This is a genomic window from Cobetia sp. AM6 (genome assembly GCF_009617955.1).
Taxonomy (GTDB): domain Bacteria; phylum Pseudomonadota; class Gammaproteobacteria; order Pseudomonadales; family Halomonadaceae; genus Cobetia; species Cobetia amphilecti.
Genome location: NZ_AP021868.1, coordinates 3,259,189 through 3,274,028 on the forward strand (window position 1 = coordinate 3,259,189; position 14,840 = coordinate 3,274,028).

Below are 14,840 nucleotides of genomic sequence, written 5' to 3' on the forward strand. Positions count from 1 at the left end.
TACATGATCAACGTTTGGGGCGGCTTGCACCGCAGTCTCCGTACCACCAGCAAGCACGGGCCATATCTACATATCCCCGGGGGCGTTGACGCTGGTTCGAGATACACCGGCTTTCCGCTTGCCGCCGATGCACCCCATGACACCTTGCCGGGGGGTTGATGACACCTCGGTGTCATCTGGGTTCTGCATCATCACTCGCGAAGCGAGCGAAACCCGCTGCTGCCCGACCCGGAGGCCGTATTGCAACAGCAGGCGATCAATCCGTTTTTCTGACTACCTACAGGCTGAGACTCGAGTCTCAGCGCGCCGCTACCAGGCCGTATTCGACCAGCAGCTGCTGGATGCGTTCGATCACCTGGTCGATGTCGAGATCCGTCGTATCGAGGATCACGCCGTCGTCTGCAGGCTTGAGCGGGGCGACTGCCCGGCCCATGTCACGCGCATCGCGCGCCTGTATTTCTGTCAAAAGGCTCGAAATATTAGCATCGACACCCGCTTCCTGCAACTGGGCATGACGACGACGCGCACGTTCCTCGGCGCTCGCCGTCAGGAAGATCTTGAGCGGCGCACCGGTGAAGACCACCGTGCCCATGTCGCGACCATCGGCCACCAGGCCCGGCGCACGCGCAAAGGCGCGCTGGCGCGCCAGCAATGCAGTCCGCACGCGCGGCTGGGCCGCGATGATGGAGGCATTGTTGCCGACCGACTCGAGACGGATGTCACGGGTGACGTCCTCGCCTTCCAGAATCACGCTGGTGGCGTCGCCTTCGGCATCGAACTGCACATCGAGGTGCTCGGCGATGGTCGCCACGGCGTCCTCGTCTTCCAGCGCCACGCCATGACGCTCGGCGGCCAGTGCCGTCAGGCGATACAGCGCACCGGAATCCAGCAGATGCCAGCCCAGGCTCGCCGCGACCAGACGACTGATGGTGCCCTTGCCTGCCCCGCCGGGGCCATCAAGGGTCAGCACCGGCGCGTCGCAGATCTGGCTGTGATGAGGTGTCGCTTCCCCGCTCATGAAGCCTCCTGGCCGGGCGCCACGGCACCGAGGTTCTCGACCTGCATGCCGACTTCAGCGGCCAGCGCCACGAAGTTCGGGAAGGAGGTCGCGACATTGGCGCAGTCGTCGATCAGGATCTCGCCCTGGGCGCGCAGCGCCGCGACACTGAAGGCCATCGCGATGCGGTGATCGCCGTGGCTGTCGACCAGTCCGCCACCGTAGGCGCCGCCACGGATGTCGATGCCGTCCGCGACCACTTCGTGCTCGACGCCGATCTGCGCCAGACCATCCGCCATCACCTGGATGCGATCGGATTCCTTGACGCGCAGCTCCTCGGCGCCACGCAGACGGGTCATGCCCTCGGCGTTGGCGGCGGCGATGAACAGTGCCGGGAATTCGTCGATGGCCAGCGGCACCTGGTCTTCCGGAATGTCGATGCCCTTGAGCGGCGCATAACGGATGTGCAGGTCTGCCACCGGCTCGCCGCCGACTTCGCGCTCATTGGAGACGCTCAGGTCGGCCCCCATCGCCTTAAGGATGTTGATCACACCGATGCGCGTCGGGTTGATGCCGACGTGCTCCAGCACCAGATCGGAGCCCGGCGTGATGGCCGCGGCGACCAGGAAGAAGGTCGCGGAGGAGATGTCGGCCGGCACGTCGATCGGGCAGGCTTCGAGGCTGCCACCACCGTTCAGCCACGCCTCAGCGCCCTGGCGCTCGACCTTGTAGCCGAAGCCATTGAGCATGCGCTCGGTGTGGTCACGCGTCGGCGCCGGCTCGATGGCACGCGTCTCGCCTTCGGCGTAGAGACCGGCCAGCAGCAGGCACGACTTGACCTGAGCGGACGCCATCGGCATCTCGTAACGGATGCCCTTGAGCGGCTGACCACCGTGGATACGCAGCGGCGGACGGCCGTTGTCTGCGGTATCGATCACCGCGCCCATCTCGCGCAGCGGATTGGCGACGCGGTCCATCGGACGCTTGGTCAGCGAGGCATCACCGGTCAGCTCGGTGTCGAAGGCCTGACCGGCCAGCAGACCGGCGAACAGGCGCATCGCGGTGCCGGAGTTGCCGACATACAGCGGGCCCGGCGGCTGCTTCAGGCCGTTGAGACCCACACCGTGAATGGTGACACGACCCTGATGCGGGCCTTCGATGACCACACCCATGTCACGGAAGGCCTGCAGCGTGGCCAGGCTGTCTTCCCCTTCCAGGAAGCCTTCGACTTCGGTCACGCCGGTCGCCAAGGCGCCCAGCATGATGGAGCGATGCGACATGGACTTGTCGCCCGGCACACGAATGCGCCCCTGAACCTGCCCACCCGGCAGTGCACGGTACCGCACGTTCTGCTGTTCCATGGTCTGATAACTCGTCTGTTTCAAGAGGGTATTGAAGTAGTGTCGGGCGTGGCTTGCGCGGGTGAATATCCCCAGCATCGCCTCACCATCGCCCGCGGTCACGGCAGCGCGCACCCGCGCTACCCCGGCCTCGAATTCATCCAACGCCTCCAGCACCGCATCGCGGTTGGCCAGATAGACGTCGCGCCACATCACCGGGTCACTGCCCGCGATGCGCGTAAAATCACGGAAACCGCCCGCCGCGTAGCGAAAGATCTCCAACCGCTCATCCTGGCGCGCCAGGCTGTCGACCAGCGAGAACGCCAGCAGGTGCGGCAGGTGACTGGTGCGCGCCAGCACTTCATCGTGACGCGCCACGCTCATGCTCAGAAGCTGGGCGCCACATACCGACCACATGGCCGCCACGCGTGCCACGGCCTCGGCATCGCTGTCCGGCTCCGGCGTCAGGATCACCTTGTGATCGCGATAGAGCTCGGGATTGGACGCCGCGACACCGCTCTTCTCGGACCCGGCGATCGGGTGACCGAGCACCAGATTCGGCGGCATGCGACCGAAGACGCCGAGCGCCGCATCGCGGATCGCGCCCTTGGTGCTGCCGACATCGGTGATGACGGCGTCATCATCCAGCAACGGCGCCAGTTCGGCCATCACGCTCTGCATCGCCATCACTGGCACGCACAGCACGATCAGCGAGGCGCCCGGTACCAGCGCCGCCAGTTGCGTGCTGCCACCGTCGATCAGCCCCATGCGCTGACCGAGGCAGATCTCGTTGGAGTCACGATCACAGGCGAGAATCTCGCCGCGATGGCCCGCCGCGCGCAATGCCGCGGCCAGCGAGCCACCGATCAATCCCAGCCCGACCAGCAGGATACGCCGCTCGCCGGCCAGGCGCTCCGCTGACGGCAGCGAGGACAGCAGGTCTGACGACGCAGCATGGCGCGCGTGGTCAAGCTCGCTCACAGCACACCGACCGGGTAGGACCCGAGCACCTTGACGTCCGCCGCGCACTGGCGCAGCTCTTCCAGCGTCGCCGTGATGAGCGGGTCATCGCGGTGGCCACGGAAGTCGATGAAGAAGACGTAGTTCCAGGCACCGGAGCGTGACGGACGCGTCTCGACGCGGGTCAGGTCGATCTGGTGGCGGTGGAACGGCGCCAGCAGGTCGTGCAGTGCCCCCGGCTGGTTGCGCATCGCCACCACGATGGAGGTCTTGTCATCGCCGGACGCCGGCACCGAGCTGTCACCGATGATCAGGAAGCGCGTCGAGTTGTCGGGGCTGTCCTCGATCTTCTCCTCGACCTTCTCCAGCTCATAGAGCTTGGCCGCCATGTCACCGGCAATCGCCGCACTGTGCCACTCGGTGCGCACCTGACGCGCGGCCTCGGCATTCGAGGACACCGCGATGCGCTCGGCGTGCGGGAAGTGGGCATCCAGCCACTTGCGGCACTGGGCCAGCGACTGGGCGTGGGAATAGATGCGCGAGATCTTCTCGCGACGCGTATTCGGGCCCACCAGCAGGTGGTGGTGAATGCGCAGCACCACTTCGCCGGAGATCTTGAGCTGCGAGCCCATGAACGAATCCAGCGTGTGGTTGATGACGCCCTCGGTGGAGTTCTCCACCGGCACCACACCGTACTGCACCGCGCCCGCTTCCACTTCGCGGAACACCTCGTCGATGGCGGCCATCGGCTTGGTCACGGCGCTGTCGCCGAAGTGCTTGAGCGCGGCCTGCTGGGTGAAGGTGCCTTCCGGGCCGAGATAGGCCAGGCGGATCGGCTGTTCCAGCGCCAGACAGGCGGACATGATCTCGCGGAACAGACGCGCCATCTCCTCGCCTTTCAGCGGGCCGGGGTTGTTGGCCATGATGCGGCGCAACACCTGAGCTTCGCGCTCCGGGCGGTAGAACTGCACCTGGCCATCCTCGCCCACGTCACCGGCCGCCAGCTTGACCTCGGCGACCTGCTGCGCGCAGCCCGCGCGCTCGCTGATCAGGTTCAGCAGCTCATTGTCGATGGCGTCGATGCGCTGACGCAGATCATCCAGCGTCACCGCCTTGCCCGCCGCCTGCGGCGTAGGGCTCTCCTTGGAATCCGACATCTCACCTCCTCCCTTAGCCGTGACGGCGCGCGAAGTCGCCCATGAAGTCCACCAGCGCAGTGACGGCAGCTTCCGGCACGGCATTGTAGAGGCTGGCACGCATGCCACCGACGCTGCGGTGACCGGCCAGATTCAAGAGACCCGCCGCTTCGGACTCGGCGAGGAAGGTCTTGTCGAGACGGTCATCGGCCAGCACGAACGGCACGTTCATGCGTGAACGGTTCTCAGTCACGATCGGGTTGGAATAGAAGTCGCTGCCATCGATGGCCGCGTAGAGTGCCTGCGCCTTGCGATCATTGATCGCGTTCATGGCGGCGAGACCACCGACCTCGTCCTTGAGCCACTCGAATACCAGCCCGGAGAGATACCAGGCGTAGGTCGGCGGCGTGTTGAACATGGAGTTGGCCTCGGCGGCCGTCTTCCAGTTCAGCATGGTCGGGCAGTCCTTGCGGGCACGATCGAGCAGGTCTTCGCGCACGATGACCAGCGTCAGCCCCGCCGGACCGATGTTCTTCTGGGCACCGGCATAGATGACGCCGAAACGGCTGACATCCAGCGGGCCAGACAGAATGGAAGACGACATGTCACACACCAGCGGCACGCCATCCGCTGCCACCTCGGGGATGTAGTCGAACTCGAGGCCGCCGATGGTCTCGTTGGCGGTGTAGTGCAGATAACCCACATCACCCGAGAGCTGGATCGCGTTCTGGCGCGGCACGGCGATCAGGCCATTGCTCTCGCTGGAGGCCGCCACGTGGCTGCCCACCGCCAGATGCTCGGCTTCCTTGATCGCCTTCTTGCCCCAGATACCGGTATACAGATAGTTGGCACTGCCACCCGCGCCCAGCAGGTTCAGCGGTACACCCGCAAACTGGGTCGAGGCGCCCCCCTGCATGAACAACACGCGATAGTTGGACGGAATCTCGAGCAGTTCGCGCAGGTCCGCCTCGGCCTTCTCGGCGATGGCCACGAATTCGTCGGAGCGATGACTCATCTCCATGACGGACAGTCCGCGGCCCTGATAATCCAGCATCTCGGCGCGGGCGCGCTCCAGGACAGCGGTCGGCAGTGCAGCAGGACCGGCGCAGAAGTTGAACTTGCGTGTCATGTCGTCTTATTTCCCGAAAGTGAAGCGACCGCCCCGAAGGCGGTCGCAATCCAGCGTCTTATTCCGCGTCTGTCGGCGGGGTATCCGTCGACTCGGCATCATCTCCCGCCTGCACCTGTTCGTCGGTGCTCAGCGCCTCTTCGTCCAGCTCATCCTGCACCACGACGACCTCTTCCGGCTCGTCGACACGCACCGTCGTCACCAGACGCTCCTCTTCCGCGGTGCGGATCAAGGTCACGCCCTGGGTGTTGCGCGAGGTGGTGGACACCTCGGCGACGCGGGTACGTACCAGGGTGCCGCGGTCGGTGATCAGCATCAGTTCGTCGTTGTCGCTGACCTGCACCGCGCTGACCAGGTCGCCGTTGCGCTCGCTGGTCTGCATCGCGATCACGCCCTGGCCACCACGGCCACGCAGCGGGAACTCTTCCAGGCGCGTGCGCTTGCCGAAGCCATTGGCGGACGCGGTCAGGATGTAGCACTGCGGCACCTCACCGCTGGCGACGCTGTCTTCCGGCGCGCCCTCGGTGGTTGCCACATCAGCGCTCTCGATGCCTTCTGCCGTCGCGTCCGCGGCGTCATCGACCTCGATCTCGTTGTCATCGATCGCGGTGGTGCGCGGAATGATCAGGCTGATGACCTGTGCATCATCGAGCAGACGCATGCCGCGCACACCACGGGCGGTACGGCCCATCACGCGCACGTTCTGCTCTTCGAAGCGGATCGCCTTGCCGTTGGAGGACACCAGCATGACGTGGTCGGAGCCGGACGTGATGTCGGCGCCGATCAGGCGGTCACCTTCCTCGATGTCCAGCGCGATCAGGCCGACACTGCGCGGACGCGAGAACTGGCTCAGCGCGGTGCGCTTGACCGTGCCGTTGGCGGTGGCGAAGAAGATGTAGCTGTCGGCGGCGTAATCGCGCACCGGCAGGATGGTGGTGACCCACTCGCCGTCGTCCAGCGGAATCAGGTTGACCAGCGGCTTGCCGCGCGAGCCACGTGATGCCTGCGGCATCTCGTAGACCTTGAGCCAGTACACCTTGCCCTTGTTGGAGAACAGCAGCACGGTGTCGTGGGTCGAGGCGACCAGCAGGTGCTCGATGACATCCTCGTCCTTCATCGAGGTGGCGGACTTGCCGCGGCCACCACGCTTCTGGGCCTGGTAGTCAGACAGCGGCTGGGTCTTGGCATAACCGCTGCGCGAGACCGTCACCACCATGTCTTCCTCGTTGATGAGGTCTTCGATGGTCAGGTCACGACGGCTGGTCATGATCTCGGTGCGGCGTTCATCGGCGTACTGGGCGCGCACTTCGCGCAGCTCTTCGCGGATGACTTCCATCAGGCGGTCGGCAGAGGACAGGATCTCCATCAGCTCGGCGATGCGCTCGAGGATGGAGGAGTACTCGGCCAGCAGCTTCTCGGTCTCGAGACCGGTCAGGCGATGCAGACGCAGCTCGAGGATGGCCTGAGCCTGGGCCGGCGACAGACGGTAGTGCTTGGCGTCTTCAGACAGCCCCAGACCTTCCGGCAGATCTTCCGGACGGCAGGAAGTGGCACCGGCGCGCTCGAGCATCTCGACCACCTGGCCCGGCTGCCATTCGCGATCGATCAGCTTTTCCTTGGCTTCCGCCGCGCTCGGCGAGCCCTTGATCAGCTCGATCACCTCATCGATGTTCGAGATCGCCACCGCCAGACCTTCAAGAATGTGGCCACGTTCACGCGCCTTCTTGAGTTCGAACAGGGTACGACGGGTAACGACTTCACGACGGTGACGGATGAAGGATTCCAGAATCTGCTTGAGATTCAGGATCTTCGGCTGACCTTCGTGCAGCGCGACCATGTTGATGCCGAACACGGTCTCGAGCTGGGTCTGGGAGAAGAGGTTGTTGACGACCACTTCACCGGACTCGCCACGCTTGGTCTCGATGACCACGCGCAGACCGTCCTTGTCTGACTCGTCACGCAGCTCGGCGATGCCCTCGATCTTCTTGTCCTTGACCAGTTCGGCGATCTTCTCGATCAGACGCGCCTTGTTCACCTGGTAGGGAAGCTCGGTGATGATGATGTGATCACGGCCGTTCTTGTCGTTGTGCTCGATGGTATGCACGGCACGCACGTAGATACGACCACGACCGGTGCGGTAGGCATCGAGGATGCCGGCACGGCCGTTGATGATACCGGCGGTCGGGAAGTCCGGCCCCGGAATGAATTCCATCAACTCATCGATGGTCAGATCGCCGTTGTCGATCAGCGCCAGACAGCCGTCGATGACCTCGCCCATGTTATGGGGCGGGATGTTGGTGGCCATGCCCACGGCGATACCGGAGGAGCCATTGACCAGCAGGTTCGGGGTCTTGGTCGGCAGCACGGCAGGAATGCGCTCGGTGCCGTCATAGTTGTCGACCCAATCGACGGTGTCCTTCTCGAGGTCGGCCAGCAGCTCGTGCGCCAGGCGCGCCATGCGCACCTCGGTATAACGCATCGCCGCGGCGCTGTCGCCATCGATGGAACCGAAGTTGCCCTGACCATCCACCAGCACATAACGCATGGAGAAGTGCTGGGCCATGCGGACGATGGTGTCGTAGACCGCACTGTCACCGTGCGGGTGGTATTTACCGATCACATCGCCGACGACACGGGCAGATTTCTTGTAGGCCTTGTTCCAGTCATTGTTCAGCTCGTGCATCGCGAACAGTACGCGACGGTGAACCGGTTTGAGGCCATCGCGAACATCCGGCAAGGCACGCCCGATGATGACGCTCATCGCGTAATCGAGATACGACTGCTTGAGCTCGTCCTCGATGTTGACTGGCAGTATCTCTCTGGCGATCTCACCCATGATTCGTCAAATCCTTGAACTCAACTGTTGGCGCCACTGCAGCAACGACGCATGCTCCGTCGGTACTGCAGCGCGGCAGTGGCGTGAAGCAGACACGGGGTGCCAGCTCCGCGGCACCGAAGTGGCGGCATTATATCACTTGCGAGCGCGCCTAGCAGCTCACACGACGCCGCAAGGACACCTCAGTACGGTAGTACGGCCGTCAATGTGCGCGGCCTGCTGGCTCATGCCTCGCCGCTGACGGCGATCAGGCCGTTTCTTCACTGACCAACGCGCCCAGCAGCGCGCCGATCTCGCCGTCCAGCGGCATGGCACGACCGGAGTCGGTATTCATCAGCACGAAGGTGAAGTCAGCCCTGGAGACCAGCGCCCCGGAGCGCGGATGCACCTCGCCCATGCGCCGCTCGCCCAGATGGATCTCCTGGCGCATGATCATCTTGCGTCGCCCGAGCTCTGACAGCCGCGTGGTGATGACCAGCTCATCATGCACGGTAGCGGGATAGTGCCAATCCAGGTTGAGGTTGACCGCCACCATCGCGATGCCTTCGCGCTTGAGCGCGGCCAGATCGAGATGCGCGAGCATGAACTCCCAGCGCCCTTCCTCATAGAACTCCAGATAGCGGGCATTGTTGACGTGCCCATAGCCATCCAGATGATAGCCACGCACCGTCAGGGTCGTGCGACTGACGACGCCTGCGTGAGTGCCGACGTCTGCGTGAGTGCCGTCCGCAGCCTGCGGTGGATTGCTGTCGTGTTGCATCCCTGCCTCCCGTCCGTAAGACGATCGCGCCGTATGGCCATCGTCAGCTGATCTTATGCCGGTGACGGACAGAAAAACAAACGCTTGGCTGAATGATGACGCCGGCCCTGCTCGCCATCCCTACAAGACGGCTACTCGCCGGGCGGACCCTGCGGTGGCCTCTCGCCGCCCTCCTCGTCGAGGAAGTGCCCCTTCTCGCCCATGAAGCAGCCGAAGATCTGGTTAACCCCCGGCGCGGAGGCATGATAGTGATAGCCACGCTCCGGGTCGCTCTCGCCGCCACACTCATCAAGATCATCCGGGACATTGCCGTCCTTGTCCTTTCTGGCGTAGATGGCATAGCCATCCAGCGCATAGCCGATCATCGGTGAGTGACCATCTTCCTGAATGCCGATCTCGGAGCAGCCAGTGGCGGTGTGATAGTGATAGCCCTCATGCGGATTGGCATGCGCGCCACAATCATCGAGCACCCCCAGGGTGTGAGAGCTCAGGATCAGCTCCAGCGGCGCCGGCGGGCCGAACAGCACGCCATTGAGCGCCACGCCGGTGTTGGAGCGGCCGGCAAGCGAGGTCGGCTCGGCGGCCGGCACCGGTACCTTTGGAATCACGACAGTCTTCTCGATGCCACCGCCCAGCTCATCCAGCGGACACTCGAGACAGAAGTTGTCGAAGCCTTCGATGGGGTTCGGGTTCCCCGCCACCTCGCAGCCACGCGCGCCATCGATCACGGTGATCTCGCCCGTGTTGACGTCGTACATCTGCCACTCCTTGTCCTTGTAGAGAGTGGCCAGATTCTTGATGAACTCACCGTCCACCTGATAGAGAGTGCCCTCGCCATCCATCCAGGTGCCGCCTTCCTCCTCACCGGAGTGGATATTGGGCGGGCAGAAAGGCCCCTCCGGCGAGGTTTGCGGGTCCGCGGGCGCACCGGCCACACGGAACTGATAGCAGGTCGTCTGCGTGCCGCCGCTCAGGGTGCAGTCGACGGTCTCGACCTCACCGACGATCGCGCCCTCGGCAAACATCTCAGGATCCAGCCCGAGCGCCGCCGGGGCAGATTCGCCGTCAGCGGCTGCCTCTTTCGTGACCGTTGCACTGGTCTCGGCCGCGCTGACCGCCTTGTCGTGGGCGTCATGCTCCCCGCTGCAGCCGAACAGCAGCAGGGGCAACGCCGCCAGCGTCAGTGGTCGTGTCCGTTTCAGCGCGCTCGCGCCCGAAGCTCTGCTCTTCACAGCAGTCCCCACAACAGTCTCCACAACAACGTCGTCGATCACTCTGCCGCCCTCCGCGTCTCAAGTCTGATGGTCTATGCCTGCGGGTCGATGCCTGCTGATCGATATCTACTGGTCTTTGCCTGCTGGTCGATATCTACGGGTCTTTGCCTGCTGATCGATATCTGTCGGGCGATACCGCAAACCGCCAGACCGCGCACCGCCAGGTCGACTCAAGACTAGCGTCACAGCGTGCACACAGTATGTCTTTGTGCTCGCGCGAGATGGTCGGCAACCGCAGTGTGACGCAGGGTCACGTCCACGGCGGATGACCCGCCGCATGAGTTTCGCCATAATATGCGCCATTCAGACGGGCAGCCCCCGTTCACCGGACTCAAGGACTGGTCGCATGTGGTTCAAGAACCTGCAACTGTATCGCCTGCACGATAGCGCACCGCTGGAAGAGGGTCGTCTCGCCGACGCCCTGCCGGAGCATGTCTTCCGCCCGGTCACCGGCGTCGAAGCCAAGCGTATCGGCTGGGTGGCACCTGGCGGTCGCAACAGCGACCTGCTGGTGCACGAGATTCAGGGCCATTTCCTGATCAGCGCCCTGCGCCAGGAGCGCGTACTGCCCTCCGCCGTGGTCAAGGAAGAACTCGAGGAGCGCGTGGCCGAGCGCGAGACCGCCGAAGGCCGTCCGCTGCGTCGCCGCGAGAAGCTGACCCTCAAGGAGCAGATCTACGAGGAGCTGCTGCCGCGCGCCTTCACGCGCTCCTCGCGCACCGACCTGTGGTGGGACAGCCGGCGCGGCCTGATCGCCGTCAACGCCTCGAATGCCAAGCGCGCCGAGGAAGTGCTGGACCTGCTGCGCCAGACACTGGGCACGCTCAAGGTCACGCCGCTGGCCGTCGCGCAGCCGCCTTCCCAGGTGATGACCACCTGGCTGAAGGATGTCAGCTCACGCCCGGAAGACCTGATCGTCGGTGACCAGGTCGAACTCAAGGCGCCGGGCGGCGAGGATGGCGTGCTGCGTGCGCGCCAGTTCGATCTCGACGGCGAGGAAATCCAGACGGCGCTGAATCTGGGCCGCGTGGTCAGCAAGCTGGCGCTGGAAGTCGATGGCCGCGTCGCGCTGGTGCTCGGTGAGGACATGGCGCTCAAGAGCCTCAAGTTCGCCGATGCCGTGGTCGATGAAGCCAACGCCCAGGATGACGGCGAAGACCCCATCCTGCGTCTGGAGACCGACTTCGCGCTGATGGCCCAGGTGCTGTCCGGCGTGATCGAGCAGATGACCGCCTGGCTGGGTGGTGAAGCCCAGCCCGCCAGCTGAGCCTTGGGCCCGCTGCCGACCTTCTCTTTTTTCAGAATGACAAACCCGGATGACGTGCGTCGATGACTGACACTGCAACACCCAAGCCTGCCACGACCAGCGAACAGGACCCGTTCGCCGATATTCGCCCCTACCACGACAACGAGGTAGCGGAGGTGCTGGTACGCCTGGAGCAGGACCGCGAGCTGCTCGACACCCTGACTCGCTTCCGCCTGCCGGGCCTGACCCAGCGTTTCCCGTGGCTGGCACGCCAGATCGCGCGCCTGGCCATCAAGCGCGAGATGATTGGCGTCAAGGACGTTGCCAGTTTCCAGAGCCGCATCGCCGTCTACATGGCGCGCATGATCCACACCACCACCACCAGCTTCGAGACGGTGGGGCTGGAGCGCCTGTCGCCGGACACGCCGTATCTGTTCCTGTCCAACCATCGCGACATCTCGCTGGACCCGGCCTTCGTCAACTACGCCCTCTATCGTCACGGGCGTGACACGGTGCGCATCGCCATCGGTGACAACCTGCTGCAGAAGCCCTTCGTCACCGACCTGATGCGCCTCAACAAGAGCTTCATCGTGCCACGCTCCGCCAAGGGCAAGCGCGCGATGCTGGCCGCCTACCAGTCGCTGTCGGGCTATATCCGCCACTCGCTGACCCACGACCAGCACTCCATCTGGCTGGCCCAGCGTGAAGGGCGCGCCAAGGACGGCCGTGACGGCACCGAGAGCGCCATCATCAAGATGCTGACCATGGCGGCGCGCACCGCCGACAAGACGCGTCCGTTCAGCGAGGCGGTCAGCGAGCTCAACATCGTGCCGGTGTCGATCAGCTACGAGTTCGACCCCTGTGATCTGCAGAAGGCGCGTGAGCTGGCGGCCGTCGCCAATGAAGGCCGTTACGAGAAGGTGCAGTACGAGGACATCAAGTCCATCGCGGCGGGCATCAGCGGCCACAAGGGGCGCGTCAAGCTGGTGTTCGGCGAGCCGCTCAAGGGCGACTTCGAGACCCCGGAAGACGTGGTGAAGGAAGTCGACCGTCAGGTGCTGGCCTACTACACCCTCTACCCGAGCCATCAGCTGGCACTCGAGAAGCTGGCCGCCAGCCGCCCGCAGCTGCGTGAGGAGCCGCGTCTGGCCTCGGCGCTGGATGTCTCGGCCATCAGCGGTGCCGAGCGCGCCACCTTCGAGAACCGCCTCGCAGAGGTGCCCGCAGAGCTCAAGGACTGGTGGCTGGTGCAATACGCCAACCCGATCCTCAATCGCGAAGGGCTCTCCATCGACCTCGACGAGAAGCTCGATGCCGCCGAGGCGACGGACGGCGAGAAGGTCGCGCAGTAAGACGGCGCAAGCCAAGCCACATCGCCCTCGCGCTTGGCACGACCAAAGCCACGAAAAAGCCACCGTCAATCGACGGTGGCTTTTTCGTGGGCCGCTACTTGCGCCAGAAGCTGGGCGAGAACAGCACCAGCACGGTCAATATCTCGAGACGCCCCATCAGCATGCCGATGCACAGCAACCACTTGGCGCTGTCCGGCAGGCTCGAGAAGTTGCCCGCCGGGCCGATGATCTCGCCCAGTCCCGGGCCGACATTGGTGACGGCCGTGGCGGCGCCGGTCACCGCGGTGATCAGGTCCAGCCCGATGAACGACAGCGCCAGCGCCAAGCCACCGATGGTGATGAAGAAGAAGAACGAGAAGGCGATCACGGCGCGCACCACTTCATCGGGCAGCGCGCGGCCGTTGTAGCGCTGCGAGAAGACGCCATTGGCATGGATCAGCGAGCGCAGATGGTTGCCGAGCATGATCAGGCCGATCTGCAGGCGGAAGATCTTCATGCCGCCGCTGGTCGAGCCGCTGCAGCCGCCGACGAAGGTCAGATAGAAGAAGGCCACCACCGCAAAGGGCCCCCAGGCACTGTAGTCATCGCTGGCGTAGCCGGTGGTGGTCACCACCGAGATGACATTGAAGGTCACCTGGGTCAGCGCCGTGAAGATGGCCTCGCCATTGACGACGCGATACAGCGTCAGCAAGGCGATCACCCACCCCAGCAGACGCAGGAAGCCGCGTACCTGGGCATCACGCCACAGGACGCCGGCCTGGTCCTGCCAGGCGCGGATGAACAGCACGAAGGGCAGCGCCCCCAGCAACATGAACGCCGACGCCATCCACAGCAGATGGGGCCGGTCGGAATAGACGCCCATCGAGCTGTCGTAATTGGAGAAACCGCCGGTAGCCAGCGACGTCATGCCATGCACCAGCGCATCCAGCCAGTGCATGCCGCCGAGCCAGTAACAGACGATGGCCAGCAACGTCAGCCCGACATAGACCAGCCCGATGGCCTTGGCCACGCCACCGGCACGCGGCAGCACCTTGTCGGACCAGTCCGAGGATTCGGTCTGGAACAGGCGCATGCCGCCGACCTTCAGAAACGGCAGGATCGCGATCGCCATCACGATGATGCCGATGCCGCCGACCCACTGCATCAGGCCGCGCCACAGCTTGAGACCATCCGAGAGCCCTTCGATGTCAGACAGCACGGTCGAGCCGGTGGTGGTGATCGCCGACACCGATTCGAACACGGCATCGGTCACGCCCAGGTGGGTGGCACCGAAGATCAACGGCAGGCTCGAGTAGGCCGACACCAGCACCCAGCTCAGCGTCGTCAGCACGAACATCGCACGCGGCTTGAGCTGCAGCTCCACCTTGCGCGAGACCGTCAGCATGATGGCCGCCGAGCCGAGCGTGATGCCCAGCGAGATCAGGAAGGCGCTGGCATCCGCATCCGCTTCACCGAGCAACACCAGCAAGGGCGCCAGCATCATCAAGGCCACCACGCACAGCAGCAGGCCGAGTACCCGGATGACCGGCAACCACTCCGAGAGCGAAAGAAGGCGAACCAGCGCCTGCGAGTGCGCTCGGGTCGCCTGCCCTGCGCGAGCCCGTCTACGCAGCAGGTCCCGCGAGCCACCCTTCATGCCACCGACCTGTTGATGACCGTCATCATTGTGCGTCCTCAGCGTTTTACCCCATGACGCCCCGGGCGCCAGTCTCAGTGCGGCGATACCCTACACCCTCTTCCGCCGCTGTCCAGCGCCGCCACAGCGGTGACCCGCCGCAGGACATCGCGCCCCGACGCCTCACGTCAGGCG

10 protein-coding genes are annotated in these 14,840 nt (G+C 64.5%); 2 read left to right on the top strand and 8 right to left on the bottom strand.

The features are described from left to right. Positions 1-298: 298 nt before the first annotated feature. From cmk to CLAM6_RS13725, 7 genes are all read right to left on the bottom strand, one after another. Positions 299-1,018 (bottom strand): (d)CMP kinase, encoded by a 720-nt coding sequence (gene cmk / locus CLAM6_RS13695; RefSeq protein WP_043331443.1) that lies wholly within the window; start codon positions 1,016-1,018, stop codon positions 299-301. After that, positions 1,015-3,246 (bottom strand): bifunctional prephenate dehydrogenase/3-phosphoshikimate 1-carboxyvinyltransferase, encoded by a 2,232-nt coding sequence (locus CLAM6_RS13700; protein ID WP_131433164.1) that lies wholly within the window; start codon positions 3,244-3,246, stop codon positions 1,015-1,017. Before CLAM6_RS13700 ends, cmk begins: the two co-directional genes overlap by 4 nt. 68 nt (positions 3,247-3,314) lie before the next feature. Then, a complete protein-coding gene (gene pheA, locus CLAM6_RS13705) occupies positions 3,315-4,454 on the bottom strand; it encodes a prephenate dehydratase (protein ID WP_153636397.1) in 1,140 nt (379 codons plus the stop codon). Positions 4,455-4,467: 13 nt separating this feature from the next. Further along, positions 4,468-5,562: a 3-phosphoserine/phosphohydroxythreonine transaminase gene (serC, locus tag CLAM6_RS13710; protein WP_054555590.1), complete on the bottom strand. Its 1,095-nt coding sequence runs from the start codon at positions 5,560-5,562 to the stop codon at positions 4,468-4,470. 58 nt (positions 5,563-5,620) lie between these two features. Next, entirely contained in the window at positions 5,621-8,398 is a 2,778-nt protein-coding gene (gene gyrA / locus CLAM6_RS13715) for a DNA gyrase subunit A (RefSeq protein ID WP_153636398.1), read from the bottom strand. A 247-nt stretch (positions 8,399-8,645) separates the two neighbouring features. After that, positions 8,646-9,158, bottom strand: coding sequence for an acyl-CoA thioesterase (locus tag CLAM6_RS13720; protein ID WP_153636399.1), 513 nt, complete (start codon positions 9,156-9,158; stop codon positions 8,646-8,648). A 131-nt stretch (positions 9,159-9,289) separates the two neighbouring features. Continuing rightward, on the bottom strand, positions 9,290-10,390 hold the full coding sequence (locus tag CLAM6_RS13725) for a YHYH protein (protein WP_153636400.1): 1,101 nt from the start codon (positions 10,388-10,390) through the stop codon (positions 9,290-9,292). Positions 10,391-10,778: 388 nt separating this feature from the next. Between CLAM6_RS13725 and CLAM6_RS13730 the strand changes: the two genes are divergently transcribed. Beyond that, positions 10,779-11,699 (top strand): recombination-associated protein RdgC, encoded by a 921-nt coding sequence (locus CLAM6_RS13730; protein WP_043331446.1) that lies wholly within the window; start codon positions 10,779-10,781, stop codon positions 11,697-11,699. 62 nt (positions 11,700-11,761) lie between these two features. Then, positions 11,762-13,030 (top strand): 1-acyl-sn-glycerol-3-phosphate acyltransferase, encoded by a 1,269-nt coding sequence (locus tag CLAM6_RS13735; RefSeq protein WP_153636401.1) that lies wholly within the window; start codon positions 11,762-11,764, stop codon positions 13,028-13,030. A gap of 94 nt (positions 13,031-13,124) precedes the next feature. Here the strand turns inward: CLAM6_RS13735 and CLAM6_RS13740 are convergent, their stop codons facing one another. After that, positions 13,125-14,666 (bottom strand): TrkH family potassium uptake protein, encoded by a 1,542-nt coding sequence (locus CLAM6_RS13740; RefSeq protein WP_153636402.1) that lies wholly within the window; start codon positions 14,664-14,666, stop codon positions 13,125-13,127. Positions 14,667-14,840: the final 174 nt, after the last annotated feature.